25 protein-coding genes are annotated in these 24,380 nt (G+C 58.0%); 6 read left to right on the plus strand and 19 right to left on the minus strand.

Annotation, left to right across the window (positions count from 1 at the left end):
- Positions 1-3: 3 nt before the first annotated feature.
- From ahpF to aroC, 4 genes are all read right to left on the minus strand, one after another.
- A complete protein-coding gene (gene ahpF, locus EH31_RS15355; RefSeq protein WP_034962240.1) occupies positions 4-1,605 on the minus strand; it encodes an alkyl hydroperoxide reductase subunit F in 1,602 nt (533 codons plus the stop codon).
- A 173-nt stretch (positions 1,606-1,778) separates the two neighbouring features.
- Positions 1,779-2,345 (minus strand): alkyl hydroperoxide reductase subunit C, encoded by a 567-nt coding sequence (ahpC, locus tag EH31_RS15360; protein ID WP_034962046.1) that lies wholly within the window; start codon positions 2,343-2,345, stop codon positions 1,779-1,781.
- A gap of 196 nt (positions 2,346-2,541) precedes the next feature.
- Positions 2,542-3,555 (minus strand): fatty acid desaturase, encoded by a 1,014-nt coding sequence (locus EH31_RS15365; protein WP_034962047.1) that lies wholly within the window; start codon positions 3,553-3,555, stop codon positions 2,542-2,544.
- A complete protein-coding gene (gene aroC / locus EH31_RS15370) occupies positions 3,555-4,646 on the minus strand; it encodes a chorismate synthase (protein ID WP_034962049.1) in 1,092 nt (363 codons plus the stop codon). The genes EH31_RS15365 and aroC overlap by 1 nt, the downstream gene beginning before the upstream one ends.
- 104 nt (positions 4,647-4,750) lie before the next feature.
- Between aroC and ruvA the strand changes: the two genes are divergently transcribed.
- The gene (gene ruvA, locus EH31_RS15375; RefSeq protein ID WP_034962242.1) at positions 4,751-5,359 is read left to right on the plus strand and encodes a Holliday junction branch migration protein RuvA; all 609 of its coding nucleotides are present in this window, start codon (positions 4,751-4,753) and stop codon (positions 5,357-5,359) included.
- A complete protein-coding gene (locus EH31_RS15380) occupies positions 5,359-5,814 on the plus strand; it encodes a hypothetical protein (RefSeq protein WP_034962051.1) in 456 nt (151 codons plus the stop codon). Before ruvA ends, EH31_RS15380 begins: the two co-directional genes overlap by 1 nt.
- Before the next feature lie 38 nt (positions 5,815-5,852).
- On the opposite strand, the gene EH31_RS15385 is transcribed toward EH31_RS15380, so the two are convergent.
- Positions 5,853-6,188 carry a GIY-YIG nuclease family protein gene (locus tag EH31_RS15385; RefSeq protein WP_034962052.1) on the minus strand — a complete coding sequence of 112 codons (336 nt, stop codon included), beginning with the start codon at positions 6,186-6,188 and terminating at the stop codon, positions 5,853-5,855.
- Positions 6,189-6,363: 175 nt separating this feature from the next.
- Here EH31_RS15385 and EH31_RS15390 point away from each other — a divergent pair, with 175 nt between their 5' ends.
- Together EH31_RS15390 and ruvB are read left to right on the plus strand one after the other, a co-directional pair.
- Positions 6,364-6,855 carry a DsrE family protein gene (locus EH31_RS15390; RefSeq protein WP_241765957.1) on the plus strand — a complete coding sequence of 164 codons (492 nt, stop codon included), beginning with the start codon at positions 6,364-6,366 and terminating at the stop codon, positions 6,853-6,855.
- The gene (ruvB, locus tag EH31_RS15395; protein WP_034962055.1) at positions 6,856-7,917 is read left to right on the plus strand and encodes a Holliday junction branch migration DNA helicase RuvB; all 1,062 of its coding nucleotides are present in this window, start codon (positions 6,856-6,858) and stop codon (positions 7,915-7,917) included.
- Between the two features lie 649 nt (positions 7,918-8,566).
- On the opposite strand, the gene EH31_RS17820 is transcribed toward ruvB, so the two are convergent.
- The 5 genes from EH31_RS17820 to EH31_RS15425 form a co-directional block, all read right to left on the minus strand.
- Positions 8,567-10,069 (minus strand): hypothetical protein, encoded by a 1,503-nt coding sequence (locus EH31_RS17820; protein WP_051699350.1) that lies wholly within the window; start codon positions 10,067-10,069, stop codon positions 8,567-8,569.
- Between the two features lie 227 nt (positions 10,070-10,296).
- Positions 10,297-10,599, minus strand: coding sequence for a hypothetical protein (locus EH31_RS15410; protein ID WP_034962056.1), 303 nt, complete (start codon positions 10,597-10,599; stop codon positions 10,297-10,299).
- A gap of 156 nt (positions 10,600-10,755) precedes the next feature.
- Positions 10,756-10,941, minus strand: coding sequence for a hypothetical protein (locus tag EH31_RS15415; protein WP_034962058.1), 186 nt, complete (start codon positions 10,939-10,941; stop codon positions 10,756-10,758).
- 18 nt (positions 10,942-10,959) lie between these two features.
- Positions 10,960-13,632, minus strand: coding sequence for an aconitate hydratase AcnA (gene acnA, locus EH31_RS15420; protein ID WP_034962060.1), 2,673 nt, complete (start codon positions 13,630-13,632; stop codon positions 10,960-10,962).
- A 73-nt stretch (positions 13,633-13,705) separates the two neighbouring features.
- The gene (locus tag EH31_RS15425; RefSeq protein ID WP_034962061.1) at positions 13,706-14,602 is read right to left on the minus strand and encodes a DMT family transporter; all 897 of its coding nucleotides are present in this window, start codon (positions 14,600-14,602) and stop codon (positions 13,706-13,708) included.
- A 191-nt stretch (positions 14,603-14,793) separates the two neighbouring features.
- Here EH31_RS15425 and EH31_RS15430 point away from each other — a divergent pair, with 191 nt between their 5' ends.
- Positions 14,794-16,197, plus strand: coding sequence for a L,D-transpeptidase family protein (locus tag EH31_RS15430; RefSeq protein ID WP_422110933.1), 1,404 nt, complete (start codon positions 14,794-14,796; stop codon positions 16,195-16,197).
- Positions 16,198-16,255: 58 nt separating this feature from the next.
- Here EH31_RS15430 and EH31_RS15435 read toward each other — a convergent pair whose 3' ends face one another.
- Positions 16,256-17,023, minus strand: coding sequence for a murein L,D-transpeptidase catalytic domain-containing protein (locus tag EH31_RS15435; RefSeq protein WP_338390488.1), 768 nt, complete (start codon positions 17,021-17,023; stop codon positions 16,256-16,258).
- A 45-nt stretch (positions 17,024-17,068) separates the two neighbouring features.
- Positions 17,069-18,520: an NAD(P)-binding protein gene (locus EH31_RS15440; RefSeq protein ID WP_034962063.1), complete on the minus strand. Its 1,452-nt coding sequence runs from the start codon at positions 18,518-18,520 to the stop codon at positions 17,069-17,071.
- 67 nt (positions 18,521-18,587) lie between these two features.
- Between EH31_RS15440 and EH31_RS15445 the strand changes: the two genes are divergently transcribed.
- Entirely contained in the window at positions 18,588-19,184 is a 597-nt protein-coding gene (locus tag EH31_RS15445) for a hypothetical protein (RefSeq protein ID WP_152553602.1), read from the plus strand.
- A 7-nt stretch (positions 19,185-19,191) separates the two neighbouring features.
- Here the strand turns inward: EH31_RS15445 and EH31_RS15450 are convergent, their stop codons facing one another.
- The 7 genes from EH31_RS15450 to EH31_RS15480 all read right to left on the minus strand — a co-directional run bounded on the left by EH31_RS15450 (position 19,192) and on the right by EH31_RS15480 (position 24,313).
- Entirely contained in the window at positions 19,192-19,722 is a 531-nt protein-coding gene (locus tag EH31_RS15450; protein ID WP_034962065.1) for a retropepsin-like aspartic protease family protein, read from the minus strand.
- 50 nt (positions 19,723-19,772) lie between these two features.
- Positions 19,773-20,645 carry a histone deacetylase family protein gene (locus tag EH31_RS15455; protein WP_199797052.1) on the minus strand — a complete coding sequence of 291 codons (873 nt, stop codon included), beginning with the start codon at positions 20,643-20,645 and terminating at the stop codon, positions 19,773-19,775.
- Positions 20,646-20,675: 30 nt separating this feature from the next.
- The gene (locus EH31_RS17430; RefSeq protein ID WP_169738776.1) at positions 20,676-21,431 is read right to left on the minus strand and encodes a thioredoxin family protein; all 756 of its coding nucleotides are present in this window, start codon (positions 21,429-21,431) and stop codon (positions 20,676-20,678) included.
- Entirely contained in the window at positions 21,428-22,570 is a 1,143-nt protein-coding gene (gene ispG / locus EH31_RS15465; RefSeq protein WP_034962069.1) for a flavodoxin-dependent (E)-4-hydroxy-3-methylbut-2-enyl-diphosphate synthase, read from the minus strand. The genes EH31_RS17430 and ispG overlap by 4 nt, the downstream gene beginning before the upstream one ends.
- Positions 22,571-22,642: 72 nt before the next feature.
- Positions 22,643-23,305, minus strand: coding sequence for an NrsF family protein (locus EH31_RS15470; RefSeq protein WP_034962071.1), 663 nt, complete (start codon positions 23,303-23,305; stop codon positions 22,643-22,645).
- A gap of 1 nt (position 23,306) precedes the next feature.
- Positions 23,307-23,837, minus strand: coding sequence for a sigma-70 family RNA polymerase sigma factor (locus EH31_RS15475; protein ID WP_034962073.1), 531 nt, complete (start codon positions 23,835-23,837; stop codon positions 23,307-23,309).
- Between the two features lie 2 nt (positions 23,838-23,839).
- On the minus strand, positions 23,840-24,313 hold the full coding sequence (locus tag EH31_RS15480) for a DoxX family protein (RefSeq protein ID WP_034962254.1): 474 nt from the start codon (positions 24,311-24,313) through the stop codon (positions 23,840-23,842).
- Positions 24,314-24,380: the final 67 nt, after the last annotated feature.

Here is a 24,380-nt window from a genome sequence, read left to right on the forward strand (position 1 = left end):
GCCTTATGCGGCCTTGGCAACTTCGTCCGTGGCTTCATTGCGGATGAGATAATCAAACGCGCCAAGGCCTGCGGTTGCGCCAGTACCCATGGCGACGACGATCTGCTTGTCCTTCACCGTGGTGGCATCGCCTGCGGCATAGATACCGGGCAAGTTGGTCGCGCCGTGATCATCCACGACGATTTCGCCATATTGCGACAGTTCAAGGCCGGTTTCACGCAGCCAGTCGGTGTTCGGGACAAGGCCGATCTGAATGAACACACCTTCCAATTCGACGCGGCGCTCTTCGCCGTTCTCGCGGTCTTTGACCACAAGGCCGTTGCAGCGCTTGCCATCGCCGGTGATCTCGGTCGTCTGACCATTGGTGATGATCTCGACATTGGAGAGCGAGCGCAGCTTGTTTTGCAGCACGGCGTCCGCGCGCAGAGCCTTGTCAAATTCGATGAGGGTCACGTGGCCCACGATTTTAGCAAGGTCGATTGCCGCTTCGACGCCGGAATTGCCGCCGCCGATGACGGCCACACGCTTGCCCTTGAACAAGGGACCATCGCAGTGCGGGCAATAGGCGACGCCTTTGTTGCGGTATTCCGCTTCGCCCGGCACGCCCAGATTGCGCCAGCGCGCACCCGTTGAAAGGATGAGGCTGCGGGTTTTGAGAACCGCGCCATTGGCAAAGGTGACCTCGTGCATTCCGCCCGCTTGGCTCGCAGGCTTCAATTCAGTTGCACGGGCAAGGTCGATAAGGTCGATCCCGTTGTCGCTGACCTGCTTTTTAAGGTTATCGGAGAGCTTTGGCCCTTCGGTGTAACTGGTGCCGGGCAGGTTCTCGATGCCAAGCGTATCTTGCAACTGGCCGCCGAAACGCTCTGCTGCGATACCTGTGCGGAAACCCTTGCGTGCGGTGTAAACCGCCGATGCGGCGCCAGCCGGACCGCCGCCAATGACGAGCACTTCGAACGCGTCCTTGGCAGACATTTTTTCAGCCGCCTTCGCATCCGCGCCGCTGTCCAGCTTGGACAGGATCTCAGCAAGCTCGATCTTGCCGTTGTAAAAGCTTTCCCCGTTAAGAAAGGTCGCTGGCACTGCGAGAATGTCGCGGCCTTCGACCTCGTCCTTGAACGTGCCGCCTTCGACCAATGTTGCGGTGATGTGCGGGTTTTCGAGCGCCATCAAGGTAAGCGCCTGCACCACGTCGGGGCAGTTGTGACAGGTGAGCGAGAAGAACATCTCGAACTCGTAATCGCCTTCAAGGGCGCGGACCTGTTCGATGAGGTCTGCGTCAACCTTTGGAGGGTGGCCGCCTGCCCAAAGGAGGGCAAGCACCAGCGATGTAAACTCGTGCCCCATGGGAAGACCAGCAAAACGCACCCATTTGGCAGGGTCCGACGCGCGGCGAATGACGAAACTTGGGCGTCTGCCGCCAGCGATCTGGTCATCGCCGTCAAAGCGGGCCGTGACCATGTCATGCTGTTCAGCGATCTGGCCAAGCAGGTCGCGCGTTTGTTCGGACTTCGCACTGTCATCGAGCGCTGCGACCAGCTCAATCGGCTCGCGCAGATTGGCGAGATATTGCTTGAGTTGGGTTTGCATATTTGCGTCGAGCATTGCGAGTTCCATTGGCAATTTTGTGGGAGAAAATAGCCCGAACCGCCCCCCGAGGAGAGGGGAGAGGGAGACGGTTCGGGCCTATGCTGCGTCCAAGCTCGAAAGCTCGGGCAGGGTACCGGCGCGCAGAGGAGAGGGAGAGAGGCGCGCCGTTAAAAGTTCATGGGCGCGATTTAGATCTTGCCAACAAGGTCAAGCGATGGGGCAAGTGTGTCAGCGCCTTCTTCCCATGCTGCCGGGCACACTTGGCCAGGGTTTGCACGCACATATTGAGCGGCTTTGATCTTGCGGGTGAGTTCGTTCGCGTTACGGCCAACACCTTCACAGGTGATTTCCATGATCTGGATCACGCCGTCGGGATCGACAACAAACGTCGCACGGTCAGCAAGACCCATTTCTTCGCGAAGAACGCCAAATTGCTTCGAAAGCGTGTGAAGCTGGTCGCCGAGGAACGGGAAGCTGAGCTTGCCGATTTTCTCGGAGCTGTCGTGCCATGCCTTGTGGCTGAAGTGCGTGTCGGTGCTGACCGCGTAGACTTCGACGCCCATGTCTTGGAGCATCGAGTACTTTTCACCCATGTCTTCAAGCTCGGTTGGACATACGAAGGTCCAGTCGGCTGGGTAGAAGAAGAACACGGCCCACTTGCCTGCGATGTCAGCTTCGGTGACGTCGTAGAAGTCTTTGCCGGCCTGGAAAGCGGTTGCTTTGAATGGTTGTACGGTTGAACCGATAATACCCATGTGATTTTGCCTTTTGTGATTAAGTGTTGGGGTTAGAGGTCTGAACTTTCACAGCGCTACATAGTGATTGCTGCGGTGCAGCAAAATTGATTTGTGCGATTGCGAAGATCGAGATTTTCTATCAGCAAAAACGGGAACTTCTTGAATAAGTTCCCGCTCAATGCTCGCGGTCATTGCTCAAAGGCTGAAATCACCCTTAGGGCGTGAGCCGTTTGGCCTCTCGGAAGGTCACCAGCTTGCGGTTGTCTTCATCCCAAAGCGCGAGCCACATCGTGCCAAAGGCATCGCGCACGCTCACCCGGTTGAATTCGGCCAGTTCGGGGTGGGCCTTCAGCGCGGCAGGCAAGCGATAGAACGGGATGCGGCTCACCAGATGGTGGATATGGTGGATCGAAATATTGCCGGTGAACCAGTTCATGACCGCTGGCAAATGCAGATAAGAGCTGCCTTCGATAGCAGAGGCGTGATAATCCCAATCCTCGCGTTTATCCCAGGATGTGTCCTCAAACTGGTGCTGCACATAGAACAGCCAAACCCCAACCGATGCAGCCGTAAGCAGCACGGGCAGGAACACCATTGCGGTAACCGATGCACCAAACAAAAGGCCAAGCGTCACCAGCAGTCCAGCCGTCACCGCATTGGTCAAAAGCGCGCTGATCCAATAGGTCCAACCGGCTTTCATCAGTCCAATGGGCAAGCGGTGGCGCAGCAAAAAGAGGTACGCCGGGCCAAAGCCCATCAGGAAAAGCGGGTGCCGGTATATGCGATACCAGATCCGTCCCATCCGGCCCAATGCGCGGTATTCGCGCACGGTCAGCGTATCGACATCGCCAAAACCTCTGCGGTCAAGATTGCCCGTGCTTGCATGGTGCAGCTCATGACTGCGCCGCCAGCAATCATACGGCGTCAATGTGAACACACCCAGCGTGCGGCCCAGCCATTTGTTGGTTGCCTTGCTCTTGAAGAAGGAGCCATGGCCGCAATCGTGCTGAATAATGAAGAGCCGCAAAAGCAGCATCCCTGCAAACGGGGTCAGCGCAAAGGCGGCGTAATACCCCGCCTCAACCGCGAAGAGCATGATGGTCATCAGGCCTGCGAAGGGCGCCAGAGTGGAAGCCACCTCCCAGATACTGCGCCCAACGCCGGGAGTGCGAAATTCGGCCAGAGTGCGCGCAAGCTCGCGCGGGTTTGGCATTGCAGATTTATCCATTATTCGCCGCCTGTCTGAGCACGGTGGAGCAGTTTTTGATCGGCCAGAACAAGCGCCATCATCGCTTCGACGACTGGCGTGCCTCGGATGCCCACGCATGGGTCATGGCGGCCCTTGGTGCGGACCTGTGTTGCGTCTCCGTCCGACGTGATCGAATCCACCGGGGTAAGGATTGACGATGTGGGTTTGAACGCCACGCGGCACACCACCGGTTGACCGGTTGAAATGCCGCCGGCGGTGCCCCCTGCATGGTTGCTGGCATAGACCGGCTTGCCATTTTCGTCAGGCGTCATCGCATCGGCGTTTTGTTCACCGGTGAGGCGTGCAGCTTCAAAGCCATCGCCGATCTCGACACCCTTGGTCGCGTTGATGGTCATCATGGCAGAGGCCAATTCGCTGTCGAGTTTTGCATAGATCGGTGCGCCCCATCCCGCTGGCACGCCGTCGGCAACACATTCCACAACCGCGCCCAGAGAAGAGCCTGATTTACGCGCGCCATCGACGATCTGCTCCCAGCGTTTGGCGGCCCAACTGTCCGGACAGAAAAAGGGATTTTGCGTGATTTCATCGAGATTGATTGCATCGCGATCGATCTTGTCGCCGCCAATTTCGCACACGAAAGCGGTGATTTTGACCTCTGGAATGATTGCCCGCGCCACTGCGCCTGCTGCCACGCGCGCTGCTGTCTCGCGCGCACTTGACCGCCCGCCGCCGCGATAATCGCGAATGCCGTATTTCGCGTCATAGGTGTAATCGGCGTGTCCCGGGCGATAGGCCTTGGCGATCTCGGAATAGTCTTTGGAGCGTTGATCGGTGTTTTCGATCATCAGATGGATCGGCGTGCCTGTCGTGACTTGCACGCCTTCATCGTTCGCAAACACACCCGACAAGATGCGCACCTGGTCCGCTTCCTGACGCTGCGTTGTGTATTTGCTCTGCCCTGGACGCCGCGCATCCATGAAGGGCTGAATATCCTTTTCGGTGAGAGGGATACCCGGCGGGCACCCGTCTATCACCACACCCAATGCAGGCCCGTGGCTTTCTCCCCAAGTGGTAAAGCGGAATACCCGCCCGAATGTATTGAAACTCATGGACACGAGCCATAACGCCCCCGCTTTTTTTGTCGAGAGTTTCAAATGCGCAAAACGGTGAGTTGGCTCTGGCGAACGTTGGCCTTTTGCTTCAAGAACAAACCATGATTGCAAAGCTATCTGGCAGGCTGGACTCCGTCGGTGACGATTGGGCCATCGTTGACGTCCAAGGAGTGGGCTATCTCGTCCATTGTTCTGCGCGCACGTTGAGCGCTTTGGGCGAAGTGGGTGAGGCCTGCACCGTGCACACCGATATGCAGGTTTCCGAAAACGACATGCGCCTGCTTGGCTTTGCCGAAGGGTCAGAGCGCGATTGGTTCCGTTTGCTGACACAGGTTCAAGGCGTGGGCTCCAAAGTGGGCTTGGCGATCCTCTCCGCGCTCTCCACCGGAGAATTGCGCGATGCGTGTGCTGGCGGCGATGCAGCGAGCGTGGCGCGGGCGAACGGCGTGGGACCGAAACTGGCCGGTCGGATCGTCAATGAGCTGAAAGACAAAGCAGGCGCATTGCCCGGCGGCGGAATGGCAGGGGTGGCCGCAGTAGGCGCAACGCCAAGAGGGGGCGCGAGCGCCGATGCGGTAAGTGCTCTGGAGAACCTCGGGTTTAAGCCAGCGATTGCGGCACAGGCGGTGTCGCGTGCGCTTGAGGAATTGGGCGAGGATGCCAGCGAGGGCGACTTGATCCGCGTAGCATTGAAGAAGGCGGCTGGGTGATGGCTGAAGACTCCGCCCTTAGACAAGCATCTCTTCGTTATGCAGAATACTACGGTGATGTTCGTCGCCATTTAGTAGGAGAGCATTCCGCTGAAGTTCGTTGGTCGACAGCATCACTATTTGCGTTAAATGGGGGAGCTCTCGCGTTTGCAGGTCAACTTGAGAACCAGAATTTGTTCTTCATGTTCGCTGTTCTGTCTTTCTGGCTTGGCATTCTTACGTCTTTCGTTTTTGTCGGATATTCTCAGACAAAAACTTGCGAGTTCATCGCCAACATAATGAAACTTGAAGAGCTATATATTCTCCAAGCAGCGACAGGCAGCAAGCTCACCGGCGAAATCGAACAGTTCGAGGCGAAGAAGAACGAGATCTCGACTGCATATACCCCCTATCTATCTTATGCGTCGTTCGGATTCTTCTCGTTAGGATTAGCTCTGCTGGGTTTCGCGCGATGACCAACGCTGACCCACTCACCTGTCATCCTGAACTTGTTTCAGGATCCATCGCCAGCGCTGCGCCCCGACAGAGGCGCAAAGCCCAATTCACAAGCCAAGTCCCGCCATCTAGGGTTCGCTTCTTCGATCAAATTGATCTTCCACTGTCGCCGCCAGTTTTTGATCTGCTTCTCGCGAGTGATCGCTTGATCCATGGTGCCAAACATCTCGAAATGCACAAGCAGGTGGGCCGTGTATCGCTTGGTAAAGCCATCAAACGTGCCATCCCTGTGCTGTGCAATCCGCGCCATCAGGTCGGATGTAACGCCGGTGTAGATGGTCCCGCGAAAACCGCTCGCCATAAGGTAAGTGCAAGGTTCGATGACGCGCTTCATATCGTGCAGTGTGCCGTGCGATGGACCCTGAAACAAGTTCAGGGTGACGAGAGGGTTTGGGCATGATCTACTCTGAAGGCCCACCCATCCACTCGGGCGAAACCCGGCCCTTCGATCTTGTCGCGGCATCCAAACAGGAAGCATCATGAAAGCCCTTTGCACAATTCCCTTGGCCATGCTTTTCGCAAGCCAACTCGCGGCCCAATCACCCAGCCTGGATGCGTTCGCCCCCGGCCCTGTATTTGCAGACTTTGGCCCGCACGCCCCGGTTGAAGGCGGTCAACCCGTCGCGCCAACCGACCGTTTTGCGATTGCCTTTGACGTGGCGCAGCGCGCTGACGAGGGTGCGCGCAATCGCGGGTTTGAAAGCGCGGCTCGCTTTATCAATATGCATGTTGCTGCAGGCGTTCCAGAGGACCACATCCGGCTTGCGGTCGTCGTCCACGGCAAGGCAGTGCTTGATCTTGTTCCGGGCGAGAATAACGGTTCACAGGCTATGGTCGAAGAGATGTTAGAGCACGGCGTGCGCTTTATCGTGTGCGGGCAAAGCGCCGCAGCTTACGGCGTGAGCACGGACGCGCTGATCGACGGTGTGGAGATGCATTTGTCCGCCATGACAGCCCACGCCAAGCTGCAGCAAACCGGCTTCACAGTGAACCCGTTCTAGATGAGCGACCTCGACCCTCCTATCCACTCAGGCCCAATCCACTCAGGGGACGCTCAGCCCGGTGATCCAGACACCGCCCTGCGCCCCAAACGCTTGGCCGAATTCATCGGTCAGGAGGGGGCGAAGGACAATCTTCGCGTCTTTATCGACAGCGCAAAATCGCGCGGGGAGGCGATGGATCATACCTTGTTCCACGGTCCGCCGGGTCTGGGAAAAACAACGCTTGCTCAAATTGTTGCAGGCGAATTGGGTGTGGGCTTCAGAGCCACGTCCGGCCCGGTCATCGCCAAGGCCGGGGACCTTGCTGCGCTGCTCACCAATCTTGAGCCGCACGACGTCCTGTTCATTGATGAAATCCACCGGTTGAGCCCTGTGGTGGAGGAAGTCCTTTACCCCGCGATGGAGGACCGCGCGCTCGATCTTATCATCGGCGAAGGGCCGTCTGCGCGCTCGGTACGCATCGACTTGCCGCCCTTTACATTGATCGGAGCCACTACACGCCAAGGGCTGCTCACAACGCCGCTTCGCGACCGGTTCGGGATCCCTGTGCGCCTCCAGTTCTACAGCCATGACGAGCTTGACCTTGTGGTCACCCGGGCGGCTAATTTGTTGGGTCTCGACATTGATCCTGCGGGCGCGCGCGAGATTGCGCGGCGTTCACGGGGCACACCGCGTGTCGCGGGACGGCTGCTACGGCGCGTGCGCGATTTTGCCCATGTCGCGGGCAAAGGCACGGTCACGCGCGCGATTGCTGATGATGCGCTCACCCGGTTGGAGATTGACCGGCTGGGGCTGGACGCGATGGACCGGCGATACCTGACTATGATTGCGACCACTTACAAAGGTGGGCCCGTGGGCGCATCAGCACTAACAGCGGGGCTGGCAGAACAGCGCGATACGGTTGAAGAAGTGATCGAACCTTATCTTATTCAGCTGGGGCTAATCGCAAGAACAGAGCGCGGGCGAATGCTTAATGATGCGGCTTGGGAGCATTTGGAAATGGCCAAACCGATTCTTAAACCAGACACCCCGCAGACCGGCCTGTTCGATGAAAACGGCTAACTAAGCGGTTAATTTCGGTTTCAAAACGGGACAGCGACCCGGAAATCGCGGCAATCTGCGCTCTTTGGGCCCGCTAACGCGCGCCGAACATGGTTAACCCCATTGCGGTCAACCCGGTTTCAATCCCATCACACCACTGGAAAGTAGTGAAAGTGCAGACCGGCTGCGCGCAACTACACAAAGCAGGGTTCGAATTTATGTCGATCAAGATGGTATCAGCCAAGCTCGCGGCAACAGTCGCTGGAGTTGCGCTTTTGCAAGGTGGGGCGGTCCGCATGGCGGAGCCGATGAACACCGATGAGCCGCAGTTCGCTTCTGATGCGGATGGCAAGCTCGTTGACAGCAAAGCGATCCCCTTGGCTCAGCCGATCGGCGAACCGCGCTATGTAAAGACGCAAGGGGTTGCGCCGCCACGCTATGTGAAGACAGACCGGACCCGCGAACTGCCGCCTCTTCCTCAGGTTGAGCCAGATCGTCGCCGCCGGATTGTTGAGCGCACGATTGAATGTCAGCCGGTTCCAGGTGGATACGGTCCTTTTGGCGGTCCAATTGCTGGGCGTGATGTGGTTGCCGGTACCACTTCGCTTCCTGCTGGCGCGGTCGAAGCCTATTATGACGACGCAGAATGTCCTCCGATTGCGCAGGTTGCCTATGCCCCTGCGCCTCTTCCACCCCTTCCGCCCATTCGCGGCGGCGGTGGCGGCTTTGGCGGCCCGATCGCAGTAGGCGGCGGGCTCGGTGGCTTCGGCGGTGGTTTTGGAGGCGGCTTCTTTGGCGGCTTCTTTGGCGGCAGCGGCGGCGGAGGCGGTGTCTCCTCAGGCAATGTAAGCACCACGACAACCACATCGGGTGGTTCGGGCGGATCATCAGGTGATGTCTCGTCAAGCACAAGCGGCGGCAGCACCAGCGGTGGCAGCACCAGCACTGGTGGTAGCAGCACTGGCGGCTCAAGCTCTTCGGGCGATGTTTCGAGCACCAGCGGTTCAAGCGGGGCCACCTCAAGCGGTGCGACCTCTGGCGGCAGCACGACGACAACCACAACGACGACTACAACATCGGGTAACGTCTCAAGCAGCACGTCAGGCAATGTCTCAAGCACATCTGGCAACGTTTCCTCGAGCACATCAGGCAATGTTTCCAGTACGACTTCGGGCAACGTGTCCAGCACTACGTCTGGCAATGTGTCGAGCAGCACCTCGGGCAATGTCTCGACCAGCACGTCCGGTAACGTTTCTTCGACGTCGACCTCAGGTAATGTTTCGTCGAGCACTACTTCGGGCAATGTCTCGAGCACGAGCACATCTTCGGGCAACATCTCAAGCACATCCGGCAATGTTTCGAGCACAAGCACTGGTGGCGGATCATCTTCGTCCAGCTCGTCATCCTCGTCCAGCAGCTCAAGCTCGTCTTCGAGCTCATCTGGCGGCTCAAGCGGCGGCAACACCAGCGGCGGCGGCGACCCACACCCGGGCGGTTCAACCTCGGGCGGCTCTGGGTCATCCTCCTCGTCCTCGTCGAGTTCGTCCTCATCAAGCTCATCGTCATCTGGTGGTAGCTCAGGTGGGGCAACCAGCGGCGGTAGCTCAGGTAACTTCAGCAGCTCGACCAGCTCGTCTTCAAGCAGCTCTTCGTCGGGCTCATCGTCCTCATCAGGTGGGGCAAGCTCAGGTGGTTCCAGCAGCTTTGGTGGCTCGTCATCGTCCAGCTCAGGCTCATCCTCGAGCAGTAGCTCTTCGAGCGGCGGCGCAACCAGCACTGGCGGAAGCAACGGCGGAAGCAACGGCGGAAGCTCTGGCGGTTCGTCCAGCTCATCTTCAAGCGGCAGTTCGTCGTCTTCGGGTGGTTCGAGCAGCTTTGGCGGCAGTTCATCATCTTCGAGCTCTGGCTCATCCTCGAGCAGCAGCTCATCGGGTGGCTCGGGCGGCTCCTCAAGCTTTGGTGGCAGCACCACATCGTCAAGCTCGGGTTCGTCGAGCAGCTCATCCAGCAGTTCTGGCGGTTCAAGTGGCTCGTCCAGCTTTGGCGGAACGACCTCGACCTCAACCTCGGGTTCGTCGTCGAGCAGCAGCTCATCTTCAAGTTCGAGCTCAAGCTCAAGCGGGGGTACCTCTGGTGGCACTTCGGGCGGTACGGATGTTCCAGCGCCGCCCATGATGATCCTGTTCGGCCTTGCGGCTAGCGCGATCCTTTCTCGCCGGGCGTTTGGCAGCAAGGGCAAGAATATCGTTGAAGGCAGCGAGGGCGCTCAAGTCTAAGACGTCAACAAATCCCCTTTGCGGTCATCGCAAAACAGGGGTGGCTAAAGAAAAAAGGGGCGGCTTCCACATCGGAAAGCCGCCCCTTTTTGCATCGCGCTGATTTACGCTGTAGCGCCGTCGTTTAGCCGCCAATCCCGCTGCCCGGGGCCTGGCCACGCCGCTGAAGATCATCGGTCTGGTTACGCGAAGCTTCACTCATTTCTTCCCATTCTTTCTTGGAGGCGCAAACCTTCTTCTTCATGCGCGAACCGATAACGGGCATCCGGCGACAGACGCGCTTGTTCGCGTCGTCCAATTCTTCTTCGTCTTTGGCTTGAGTTTCAGAAGGATCGGAAAGAGCCACTTTCTGCATGGCCGGCACCGCTGAAACGTCAGCTTGCGCTGAGAAAGCCAAAGAGGCGGCGAGGATTGATTCGATAAGCATATTTGGTTTTCCCCTTGAGAAGAGACTCTGCCAGAGTGTTTTCACGCGCGTTCCTACTTGAAAAAGAGCAAATGCGCCAGTTTTGATCGTTAAAACGCGTGTCACCGCCCACGAGCGATGAACCAAAATCGGTCAAAAAAGCGTTTCGACCCTGCCCTAAAACGCTGTTCTACGCCGATCAGCTGTATCAAGCCTGACTATTGAAGGATCGTGTGCCTGAGCAAATTCATAGCCAAACGGGGCGCTGGAAGGCTTATCGCCGTCTTTTTCTTCACCCCCGCCGGGCGCGCAGGCCGGGACCGCGAGCACCGCAATGGTGCAGAAGAAGAGGTGTTTGAGCATTGCTCTGATACAAGTCCTTTAGGCGGCAAGTTTGCGAAGAACGTAATGAAGGATGCCGCCATTGCGGTAATATTCCATCTCGTTCTCAGTATCGATACGGCAAAGTGCGGTGAAAGTGAAGGTTGAGCCATCACCTCTTGTCGCTTCCACTTCAACATCTTGGCCCGGTTTAAGGTCGGCAAGCCCCAGAATCGAGAAAGTACAGTCCGCGTTGATACCGAGGCTCGCACGGGTGTCGCCTTCTTTGAATTGAAGCGGGAGCACGCCCATGCCGACAAGGTTGGAGCGGTGGATGCGCTCAAAGCTTTCAACGATTACGGCGCGAACGCCCAGCAGGATCGTACCCTTGGCCGCCCAGTCGCGCGATGAACCGGTGCCATATTCCTTACCGCCAACAACGATCAATTGCGTGCCGTCCGCCTTGTGGCGCATGGCTGCGTCATAGATCGGCATCTGCTCGCCATTGTAAGTGGTCACGCCCCCTTCGATCCCAGGGACCATTTCGTTTTTGATGCGGATATTGGCAAAGGTGCCGCGCATCATCACATCGTGATTGCCCCGGCGCGAGCCATAGGAGTTGAAGTCCTTTTTCGCGACTTGGTTGCCTTTGAGATAGGCGCCAGCAGGGCTGTCTTCCTTGATCGCACCGGCGGGCGAGATGTGGTCGGTGGTAACCGAGTCTCCAAGGATTGCGAGCGGTTTGGCGTCGACAATGTCGGTGATCGGAGCAGGTGTCATCTCCATCCCTTCAAAGTAAGGCGGGTTGGCGATGTAGGTGGAACCAGCGCGCCATTGATAGGTATCGGAAGGCTCTACCGTAATTGCCTGCCAGTGTTCATCACCGTCAAACACATTGGCATAGCGCTTCACAAACATGGAGCGGTCGATATTGGCCGCGCGGTGCTCAGCAATTTCGGCGTTGGAAGGCCAAAGGTCGGCGAGCATTACATCGTTGCCGTCCTGGTCCTGGCCAATGGGCGTTTCAATGATGTCTTCGGTGACGGTCCCTTTGAGCGCGTAAGCCACCACCAACGGCGGGCTTGCAAGGAAGTTTGCGCGTACATCGGGCGAAACCCTACCTTCAAAGTTGCGATTGCCCGAAAGGACGGATGCTGCAACAATATCATTGCCATTGATCGCATCGCTGATCGGGGGGGCGAGTGGGCCGGAATTGCCGATACAGGTCGTGCAGCCATAGCCCACCAGGTCAAAGCCCAAGGCATCGAGGTCATCTTGAAGCCCGGATTTGACGAGGTAATCGGTCACCACTTGAGAGCCGGGCGCAAGCGAGGTTTTCACCCAGGGCTTTGGCCGCATCCCGCGCTCATTCGCCTTTTTCGCGACAAGGCCTGCTGCAATCAGCACATCGGGGTTGGAGGTGTTGGTGCAGCTTGTGATGGCGGCAATCACGACATCGCCATCGCCAATGTCGTGATCGGTGTCGGCCACATCGACGCGGGCGGCTTGCGTTTTCTTGTAAACTTTCGCGAGGTCTTCATTGAACAGCTCGTCCACTTGTCCAAGCGTCACGCGGTCCTGCGGGCGTTTTGGCCCCGCAAGGCTGGGCACAACGGTGCCTACATCCAATTCGAGCGTGTTGGAGAAGACAGGCTCATTAGTAGGGTCAAACCACATGCCTTGCGCCTTGGCATAGGCTTCGACGAGCGCGATGGTGTCCTCTGATCGGCCCGTCAGGCGCATGTAATCGATGGTTTTGTGGTCGATGCCAAAGAAACCGCAGGTCGCGCCGTATTCGGGCGCCATATTGGCGATAGTCGCGCGGTCGGCGAGGGTGAGGTTTGCAACGCCCTCGCCGTAAAATTCGACGAAACTCCCCACAACGCCCACTTTGCGCAGCATTTCGACACAGGTGAGCACAAGATCGGTCGCGGTCACGCCCTCTGCCATGCGGCCTGTCAGCTTGAACCCAACCACTTCAGGGATCAGCATCGAAATCGGCTGGCCCAGCATGGCGGCCTCTGCCTCGATCCCGCCAACACCCCAGCCAAGGACGCCAAGGCCGTTGATCATGGTGGTGTGGCTGTCGGTGCCAACGCAGGTGTCGGGGTAAGCGACAAGGTCGCCGTTTGCGTCCTCGCTAGACCACACACCGCGCCCGATATATTCAAGGTTTACCTGGTGGCAGATGCCTGTGCCAGGCGGCACAGCGGTGAAGTTTTCAAAGCTCTTTGAACCCCATTTGAGGAAGTCGTAGCGTTCTGCATTGCGCTCATATTCGAGCGCCATATTCGCTTCCATTGCCTTGGGGTGGCCAAATTCGTCCACCATGACCGAATGGTCGATCACAAGATCAACGGGCACCTGCGGATTGATCTTGGCGGTGTCTCCGCCCAGCTTCTTGATCGCATCGCGCATGGCTGCCAGGTCCACGACGCAAGGCACGCCGGTAAAATCCTGCAAGAGCACGCGGGCAGGCCGATATTGGATCTCGCTTCCCGTGACCGGGTTCTTCTGCCAATCGATGATCGCCTGAATATCTTCGCGCCCAACGGTAAAGCCGCCATCTTCAAAGCGCAGCATATTTTCCAGCAGCACCTTCATCGAAATCGGCAGTTTCGACACATCGCCCATCTGCTCAGCCGCTTTATCGAGCGAATAATAGGCGTATGATTTGCCGTTCACTTCGAGGGTGGAGCGGGCGGAGAGGCTGTCTTTTCCGGTGGCGGTCATGAGCTTTGATCCCTTTGGTCTGTGGCTCAAATGATCTGGGCAACGCGGAGGGCCACGTCAAGGTGGCGCTCAGCTATGCGGCCTTTGGCGCTCGCGTCTTTCCCTTGCGCGTCGCAAGCCAGCATCCGGTGACGATAAGCCCCGTTCCGGCAAGTGTTGGGACTGTCACCGCCTCTTGGAAAAACAGCCATCCCAGCACGCTCGCCCACAAGAACCCTGAGTATTCGATCGGCACCAAAGCCTGCGCTTCGGCCCGTGCATAGGCCCATGCGAGCGCCATCGCTCCTGCAACGGTGAGAACGCCTGCTCCGACCAATGGCATAAGCGCCTGCGGTTCAACCGGTGTCGCAAGGAAGGGGGCGAGCAAGAGCAGCACCAAACCGCCGACCCCGCTGTGAAAGGTGGCGACTTCGACCGGGCCTGCGACCTGAGACTGCTTGCGGATGACGATGAAATTATAGGCGTAAAGGAGCGCTGAAAACAGGAGCGCGCCAAGGCCAAGCGCGGCGTCATCGTCAAAATCGCCTTGGCCGATCTTGCCGCTGATAATCACCAAAGTCCCGGCAAAACCCAAAAGGCTGGCAAAGATAGCCTTGGGCAAGATCACCTCGCCCAAAAGGATACGCGCCAGATACAGCGCGATCAGGGGGGCAATAAAGCTGAGCGCGATGGCTTCTGCCAAAGGCAATTTGGTGATCGCATAGAAGAAGGCGAGCGCCATAAAGGCGCTGATGATGCCGCGTTCCAGATGCAGTTTGAGCGTGGACCTGTTTGGCCAGCCTTCGCGTTTCCAAAGCCAGAAGGGCGCGATAATCGCCGCACCAATGAGCGAGCGCAGCACCGTTGCGGTGTAAGTGCCGGTGGTGAGGGCTGCCTCTTTCATGAAAGCATCCATGATCGACAAGCACCCCACACCCAGCAACGCCGCTGCGAAGGGCATGAAGGGGGAATGAGGCGCCGTTTTGGTCATCGTTCACGCTCTTTAAGGGTGGTTTTGCGCCCAGTCACCTTTGGCCCTTTGCAATTTTACGGACAAGTTTTCTTATCTGATTCACCGCTCAGAAATCAGTTTTGGTTGATAGCGCAACTGAAAACGCATTATATTTGCCTCTTAAAGGCATCAACGCGTTGTTTCTGCTCGTTTTGGGCAGGCTTTATTGGATGGACGAAATGCAAAAACGGGTCAGCAGGTTTGCGATAGGCGTAGCAGGAGCGGCACTTGGGGCTGCGGTCATTGGGACAGGCGCGTTTGCACAAGACGCTGTGGAGGAGGGCGCGGTTGAGGCGCAATCGGAAACCGAGACCGAAGCAAATGCAAGTTTCGATGAAGCCTTCCCGGACATGGTCTCTGAACCGCTGGTGCAAGGCGATCTTGAAGCGCCCGGACCCATGGTCGAGGCATGGGCGCTTGAGCATGTGACCGCCTTGATCGACGTGATCGAGGGGATTGGCGCAGAAGGCCTTGACCCGAAGGATTACGATCACACCGCGCTCAAAGAGCTCGCGATGCAAGGGCCGTCTGAGGCGCTGAACAAGCTTGCGTCAAAGAATTTCGTTTGGCTGGTCGAAGACCTTCGCGATGGGCGCACCCCGATGGAAGCGCGGGTGCAGTGGTTCGTGGTGGACCCTGACCGCGACATTTTGCGTTCGCGCGCATTGCTATCAGAGGCTTTGACCAAGGGCGATGTTGCCGGGACTCTTGCAAAGCTTCATCCGACGCATCCCGATTACGCAGCCCTTCGCGCTGAACTTGCCAAAACACCGGCAGAAGACGTTGCGAAACGCAAGCTCATCCGCGCCAATATGGACCGCTGGCGCTGGCTCGCGCGCGACCTTGGCAAGCAATATCTCATCACCAATGTGCCCGAATATCAATTGCGCCTGACGGTGGCTGATAAAATCATCAGCACCTATCGCACTGTCGTTGGAAAGCCCGGCCGCACCGCGACCCCGCAATTGGCCGAAACTGTCTCTGGCGTGGTGTTCAACCCGACCTGGACCGTCCCCCAATCCATTGTGAAGGGTGAAGGGCTTGGCGAGCGTGTCCTTGCCAACCCTGCCTGGGCGCGCTCCAAGGGCTATAAGGCAACCCGCCATGACAGCGGCTGGATCAGCGTTGTGCAGCAACCTGGCCCCACCAATTCGCTTGGCCGGATGAAGCTGGAAATGCCCAACCGCCACGCGATTTTCTTCCACGACACGCCGTCGCGCCACTTGTTCAACAACGATATGCGGGCACTGTCGCACGGCTGCATTCGCACCGAACGCGCGTTGGAGCTGGCGATCACGATGGCGATCCTTGGCAAAGGCGCGACCAAAGAGGAGGCAGTGAAAATCGCGACCTCGGGCGAATACACCAAGGTGATGATCGAGGACAAAATGACCGCCTACATCACCTATTTCACCTATGGCGTGGACATCGATGGCAACCTTCGCCAGTTCAAGGACATCTATGGCCGCGACGCGCCAGTTCTTGCCAGCCTCGATAAACCGCGCGTGCAAAACCGCTCTGGCGAGAGCGACGATGAGGTTATCGTGATTGAGGACGACCTTCAGGACGGGTGAGAACAAGCCGCTTAATGAGGATTGGAATGCGCGCCAAGGCCGCGCGTCACAATACGCGTCAAAACGCCCCGGGCACGCGCCTTTGCATTGCGCTAGGGTTGTCCGCCTTCAGCATCTGCGTTCTCGGCTCATTCAATGCCAGCTGCTCATCGCGGCTAAGCATGGCACCGTTTTCTTGCAGGCCAAGGCTATCGGCATAAAGCAGCCGCCCGCCCGACAGGTTCATCAAGATTTCGTGAAAATCCGCGGTGCCATAGGCAAAACAGCCATTTGACCGGCCCATCCTGCCATAACGCTCCAGATGCGGTGGCTCGGCATAGGCCGCGCGGTGCATCACGATATAACGGCGCAGCGCTGCGTCATTGGTTGGGTCCAATCCGCCAAGCCGCACCGAAGTGCCATAGCGTCCTTGATACCATTCCCAAGTGACATAGGCGCCTTTGCTGGTCGCGTTGGAGCCTTCGACATTGGAATAATGGTTGAGCCAGCCGTCATGCTCGGGGTCGGAGCCTGCGCCGTGGCTGACGTGCATGGTCCGCACTTCTTCGCGGTCCAGATTGACGAGGTAGAACCGCTGGCGTGCGGAATGGACGCCGTAATCGCAAATGCCGACAATATCCTTGCGCCAGATCGCATCGCCTGCGCGGGTTAACTCGCGCTTGGCAATATCAAACAGAGCCCGGTCACGAGACGTTCCCGCGCGCGGTGCTGCGGGCACTTGAGCTGCCAGCTTTGCCGACAAGGTGGGGAGCGTTGCCGAGCCCACCAGAGCAGCGCCAGTGGCCAGGGAGCCTTTGAGAAGATCGCGGCGATTCATATTGGACATACTACCTAACCAATAATGACCTTCGCGTGAATCCCCAAATATTCCCTATGCTGCGCCCTCGTGAAGGGCCTTTGCGGCCATGCCCAATTTTATGACGCCGGGCATGTTGGCCTGAATTTTGGGGCCGACCTTGGAAAGCGCGGCCAGCCTTGGATCGCCCTTTGCCATCATCTCAGCAACCGCTGGTCCGGTTGGATGCAAGCGGCTTTTTGCATTGAAAGCATTGGTCTTTTCATTGCCCGAAAGGATCGCGGTGCTCATCAAATTGGCCATCATCGCATAAGGATAGGTGTCCGTCGTATCGGTCAGCGGGGCGGGCGGGACGAGATTGTTCTTCTCAGCGTCGGTTTCAAAATGCACCTCGATAAAGGCGGCCAAGGCGGCGCTGTAAGGCACAAAAGGCGCCTGAGCGAGTTGGAGCGTGATTCGATCACCTTCAAAAAACGGGCGCCCCTTGTCGCGCTGTTCAAAGGGAACCGCGCTCGCCGTGCAATCAATGAAAAGCGTGGCCTCGGGCATATCGATACGTTCTTCGCCAAAGACCATAGTGGATGGCTCAAGCGCAGTGACACGCTTGCCCCGGTGGACGCGGGTGATCTGTCTCAACAGCGCGACTTCGGCTTCTGAAATCACCGCAAAGTGGAACATTTTGGGCGTTACGCTTTCATCAATGCGAAGCATTGTGCCGCGCTCGCCCAACTTCGCGAACATTTCATCGCCATTTTGCGACCCATTGGCGCATTCGACCAGATCGATCTGGAATTGCACAAGGTCTTCAATGTGATGCTTTGCAGGCTGCAACAATTTGCGATTGAACATCCAGCTGTCGCGAGGGCGCACCCAGTCGATTTTTTCTGCCGGAACGCCTGCCTCCAAAAGCCAGACAGCGGTGTCCATCGCGGTCTTGCCCCCACCGATGATACAGTAATGCTGGGGAAGGTTTTCGGTATCCATCCAAAGCCGGGGCAAATCGCCGGGGATGGCAAAGCGGGTTCCTTCGGCAATGTCGAACGCAGGTTTATGGGTCGAAGGAACACTGGTTTTGAACCATGTCCCATCGACCAGCTTGCGGCGCACTGTGATCGAGTGTTCTTCGCCTGAAAGAATGCTCTTGGCGGCGTGCTGGCCGCTTTGCCCACCCACATACTCTGTCAAAGGCAGATAGGTGACGCGCCCGCTCGGGACCAAACGCTCTGTCATAAGCTTGCTGTAATAGGCGAGAATTTCGGCGTGTTTGGCAAGCGGATACATGCCAGCATTGTGGCCGTGTTCATCGACCCTGTCGGGGCACATCTCCATCGAATTCACACCATAAGTCGCGCTCGGCTGGTGCAGCGCCACAAAGGAATAGGCATCATTCCAGTGCCCACCGGGCCGCGCGTGCTTATCAAGGATTGTGACGTGGCAATCCGGGTGTTCGTCAAGCAGCGTATCGACAAATGCCAATCCCACAGCGCCTGCACCAATGACGAGATAATCTGTTTCGTGAGTGCTCATGCGGGTTTAATCCTGTGGGGCTCAAGGGTTTGCTATGCTGCGTCTCGAATCATAAAAGAGACCTATCATGCGACATCTATCACGCCTCTTGGGGCTTTTTGCCAGTTTTTGGATTTTGGGGATGGCTCCACAAGCGCTCGCACAGGAACCGCCGGTGGAAAATGCGCGTCCCGATGCTGATCTGCCACCCCTCACCGAAATGAAAATCGTGCGCAGCAGCCGGACCGATGTGCCTGACACCATAACGGTTGAAACCGCTGAAATCCCGGGGGAGCCCACGCGTGTGCACGATCAAGAGGGCGCGGAGCGATTGATGCGCAATGAGGGGGTTACCCTTCAATGGAATGGCTTGGAGGAGCGGGGTCCCATTTGGGTGGGCGTTACCCAAAGCGGGCATTGGTCCCTTGTCGGCGGGCAAAAAGGCGAGGCCGACGGCTATCTCGATCTGGAAGGGTTCATCACCGAAATTGGCGAAGATTATTTCGTCTTTTCTGGAACGATCAAGATGCTTGGCACGCCCGATGAAGATCGCTTTTGCCGCGACACCAAACAATGGCGTTTTGAGGTGACCCAGAACCGGTCATATTACCGCCTGCGCGAATTTGAATGGTGCGACGGGCTTACCGATTATATCGACATTTATTTCCCGCCCAGCCTGCGGTGAAAGGACCTTAGCCGCCCGAGAGCACCATCTGGTTGCCTTCGATGTTCACAGAGCTGATTTGGCCGAGATACGATTGGCCCAAGAGCGAGATATCAAGCCCTTCGGGTACGATCATGGCGCGCACATTGTGCCGAGTGAAACCGCCGACATCAACCACATCAAGCTGGCGTTCGACGCCGTAAACCGTGCCGCTGGCACCGCGCGCAATGGGGCGCACTTCGCTTTGGTCCCAGTAAATTCCTGCCGCGCGCGCATCCGATCCGGTCAGCGCAATGACGCTTGCGCCGGTATCCACCAACATGCGCAAGGACGCGCCGTTTACATTGGTGTTGGCGTAGAAATGCCCGTCATATTCACGCGCGAGAGTATGCGTGCCCGCGTTCCAGTCGCTATTCGCAGCGGACCCGCCGGTTTGCGCAACTGAGCTGCGAGGAACCCAATCGCCGCCCTTGTTGGAGCTTCCGGCATCAGAGCCCGCTGCAACAAGCGCTGCGAAAAGGCAAACTCCGGCGGTCAGGGCAAGGTAGCGTCCGATCATGGACGATGGGCTTAATCCGAAAGGTTTAAGGTGCCCTAAAGACGAGCCTTTTATTGCGCCCCATTTTCCTTAGCCATAGCGATCATGGACCGGGCATGGCGGGCGGCGACTTCGCGCTGATCATCGCCGTATCCGCCGCCGAGGGCAGAGGCGATTGCAAGGCCGCGTTGGCGGGCCTCGCGGACCACAAAACGGTCGCGCTCGATCAGCCCTTCGTCGGTCAACGCAAGGCGGCCAAGCTTATCGTCCTTATGGGGATCAACGCCCGCCTGATAGAACACAAAATCTGGCTTGAACCCGTCCAAAAGCTTGGGGATGTGGTGTTGCAGGACCGCCATGTAGTCCGCATCCGTGGTGCCATCGGGCAGGCCGATATCGACGTTAGAGCGCGCCTTTCGCACCGGAAAGTTCTTCTCTGCATGAACGGAGAAGGTGACGATATCCTCGCGCGCGGCGGTCAGGCTAGCGGTGCCGTCGCCCTGGTGGACATCAAGGTCGATGATCGCAATGCGTTTGGCGTGGCCTTCTGCGATCAGCCGGTTGGATGCCACGGCAAGGTCGTTGAAGACGCAATACCCCGCGCCCGTTTCGGCCAAAGCATGGTGGCTTCCCGCAGCAGAGTTGGCAGCATATCCGTGTCGCATTGCAAGCTGAGCGGCGAGCCAGGTTCCGCCATTGGTGTGGCGCACGCGCGAAGCAATAGCCTCGGTCACAGGAAAGCCAATCCGGCGTTCCTTTGCGTGGGGGACTTGGGCGCGGAAAACTTCATCGACATATTCGGGATCGTGGACCGCTTCGAGCCAGTGTCTCGGACACGGTTCCGGGGCGTGTTCTGTGATGGCAGCCCCGGAGCTGCGCAACTCCTCCATGACGAGGTAGTATTTGTCGAACTTGAACGTGCCGCGCTCAGGTCGAGGGGCCATGTAATCGGGATGATGGACGACGTGGAGCACTTACGGGTTGGTCGGATTGCTGATGTACCCTGCAGGCCCCCCGGCAGACTGTATGGCGTATATCACTGTAGCAACGCATCGCCACGGAGTTTCATCGGAGATTTCAGCGGGGCGGGTGCTCGGCCCAATCTTGCCTAAGTCTTTGACCTCCTGAAGCCAAGGACCATTTTCGCCCGCAGCATACTCACATGATTGGCCTTTACTGCGCGTCCAGATTTGCTGCACTATTTTCGATTGCTCACTGTTCCCGCCACTTTGCAGCTCAGCCAGGATCACCAGCTCATCGTAAATCTCGTCCTCGCTGCGGCTGGCGGTGTTGCGCCAGCTTTGCGCGGTGTCTGCGTTCAAGACATCACCCTCGGGCGATACCACCAGCACCAAAGGCGTGCCTTCCTGCTCCTCAATGCCGAAGCGTTGCAACACATCCAGATTATGGCCGTCGCCTTGTTGCGGCATGCCGACATTGACGAAGACCAGCTCGTAGCGGTCCTTGATCAACCGGCCGATCCGCTCACTTTGCGTCCAGCCAGCAAAGGCGCGGCTGTCGTGGCACCAGTTTGCGCCAAAGGCGATCAGCACGTTGACGCGGCGCTCCTTGGCGCGCTCCATCGCGGCATTCACAGCGGCGCCCGCATCAATCGAGGCATCGTAAAGGCGCGCTTCGGGATAGTCATGCGTGTCACCGCCGCGCGCCAAACTCGCGCCGCCGATCACCAGAAGCGCAGCGATAAGTCCTGCGAAAATCGCCTTGATCATTCAGCAGCCTCTGCCGCGTGCGGATCGAACGCCACCGCTTCGCCTGCTTCAATCGCGGCGGCCTTGTCTTCGACCAGCTTAACGATGTGGGCGAGCATATCCTCATCCTCAATCGCGTGCGCTTTGACGCCGGAGAGGTAGACCATGTGCTTGCCATTGCCGCCGCCGGTAAGGCCAATGTCGGTCTCGCGCGCTTCGCCGGGGCCGTTGACCACGCAGCCAAGCACAGAGAGGCTCATAGGCGTTTTGATGTGTTCAAGGCGTTTTTCGAGGGTCTCGACCGTGCGGATCACGTCGAAGCCTTGGCGTGAGCACGAGGGGCAGGAGACTACGCGAACGCCGCGCGTTCTAAGGCCAAGCGACTTGAGCATCTCATAGCCCACTTTGACCTCTTCTTCAGGCTCAGCCGAGAGCGAGACGCGGATGGTGTCGCCAATGCCTGCCCACAGGAGTGAGCCCATGCCGATGCTGGATTTGACTGTTCCGCCGATAAGCCCGCCTGCCTCGGTAATGCCAAGGTGCAGGGGACAATCCACGGTTTCGGCAAGCCCGTGATATGCCGCAACCGCGAGGAAGACGTCACTAGCCTTCACCGCGACCTTGAACTCGTGAAAATCGTGGTCTTGCAAAAGCTTGATGTGATCGAGAGCGCTTTCGATCAGCGCCTCGGGACAAGGTTCGCCGTATTTTTCGAGGAGGTCCTTTTCCAAGGACCCAGCGTTCACCCCGATGCGGATCGCGCAGCCATTGGCTTTCGCCGCGCGGACCACTTCGGCAACGCGTTTTGATGAACCGATATTGCCCGGATTGATCCGCAAACACGCAGCGCCCGCATCGGCGGCTTCCAACGCGCGTTTGTAGTGAAAGTGTATGTCGGCAACGATGGGAATGCGCGCTGCCTTGGTGATCTTGGCAAAGCTTTTGGTCGATTCCTCAGTGGGGCACGAAACGCGGATGATATCGCAGCCCACCTCCTCGCACCGCCTGATCTGATCAAGCGTTGCCACCGCATCTTCGGTGGGGGTGTTGGTCATGGTTTGGACGGTGATCGGAGCCCCGCCACCAACGGGTACATTACCCACCATGATCTGGCGGCATTCCCGCCTGTCGATATCGCGCCAAGGCCGTACTGAAGACATGGAGCGCTATATAGAGCGCTTGATGTGAAGGGGCAATGACATGCGCACCTGCCCCTTCATCAATTCGAGGATTTACCAGCGAATGAGCGGCGGGGCCGCATAGCGCCAGAAGATCGCTGCCATAAACACCGGTGCCACGTGCCAGACGCCTGTGTGCAACAGGCTATCGAGAGGGCAGGTCAAATTATACGCGAGCGCGCCAAGCGAACCGCTGGTCAGCCCGATCAGCCACCCTGCGCGGTTGAGCGAAACCGGCGCGCCCCGGCGAAGGAACAGAACCGATGCCAAAGCGATAAGCGAGCTTGCGCCAAGACCATAGGCGGCACACTCCCAATATCGAAGTCCGGGATCGGAAAGGCTCATCCCATGATCGTGCCCCGCCTCAAGCGACATCACGCCGATGAAAACGGCGATGGGAAGAACCGCGAGCATGGCGGTGCTCCATGCTGGCGCTGGATTTTGCGCGCCGACCCGGGGGGTGACGGTCGAGACAAGCGCGGTCGCGCTTGATGCGCCGACGATTGCGAGCAAGAGATTGCTGATCCAGAAATAGGGAGAAGCGCGGCCATCAAGCATGCCCGCCCAAAATCCGAAGATCACGACACAGGCAAGCGCGGCTGCGACAGTTGCAAAGGCGATAAGCGCAAGACCTTGCCGCGGGCGGATCGGCGTGACTGGGGTCACGTCTTCAGTAAGGGCAGCGATCAGATCGTCGCGGTTGTTGTACTTTTCCATGTTATTCAGCTTTCTCAACCAACGTCGCCAACTTCTTAAGGCCACGGTGGATATTCACTTTGACAAGGCTTTCGCTTTGCCCGGTCTTTTCGGCGGCCTCTCGAATAGAAAGGCCAGAGATTTTGACCATTTCGATCACTTCGGCCTGGCGTTCCGGCAGTTGCCCGAATAGCCGGTCAAGGCTTACCCGCGCCATAACGATTTCCTCGTCACTGTCCTGCGAGGCATCATCATCCATGAGTTCCTGCGACTCATGCTTGTACACCTTGCGCAAGTGATCGACCCAGCGATAGCGCGCAATGGCGGCAAGCCATGGCAGGAACGGACGCGATGGGTCCCATGTTGCCCGCTTGGTATAAAAGGCGATCAGCACATCTTGCACCAGATCATCGATCGAATGCGGGGGAATGCGCCGCCTGAAATACCGCTCAAGCCAAAGCCCGGCCTCTGACAAAAGCACGCTGGTTGCAGCTTTATCGCCGCCTTGTGCTGCCGTCATCAGCCGGGCCAGGGTTGGTTCGTCAGCGACCACGATTACGCGGTTTTCTCGCCGAAGAAACGGTCGCCCAGACGGTCAAGGGCAAACATGCCTCCGCCGCGGCTGATCAGGATGGATGCCATGGCGATAATACCAAGCGCCCAGCCCCAGAAGTGCACACCAGTGGGGTAGATGAAGATCTGGATTGTGATCGCCATCACCGCAAGAGCTGCTGCGCCAAAGCGGGTGAACAGGCCTGCAAAAAGGAGGATCGGGAAGAAGAACTCGGCATAGATCGTCATCGGCATAGCGATATCGACCGGGATCGGGAGCCCTGCATATTCATCCTGAAACAGGAATGGCAGAAACTCGCTTGGGGTGAACCATGTGCCTTCTGCGACCTTGGTTTTGTAGGACCGCCAGAACACCCCGGCAAGCGCAATGCGGATGCCAAGCAGGGCAATGCTTTCAAACAGAGGGCCTTTGAGAACAGCCACGATACGGCCGTAAATGGATGTGATTGCGTTCATGTGTTCCTCCATAAAAGCCATGACTTTGACGCGCGCATTCGTTTGCCTGAAACGGGCGCGTGGGGCT

The organism is Erythrobacter longus (genome assembly GCF_000715015.1).
Lineage (GTDB): Bacteria > Pseudomonadota > Alphaproteobacteria > Sphingomonadales > Sphingomonadaceae > Erythrobacter > Erythrobacter longus.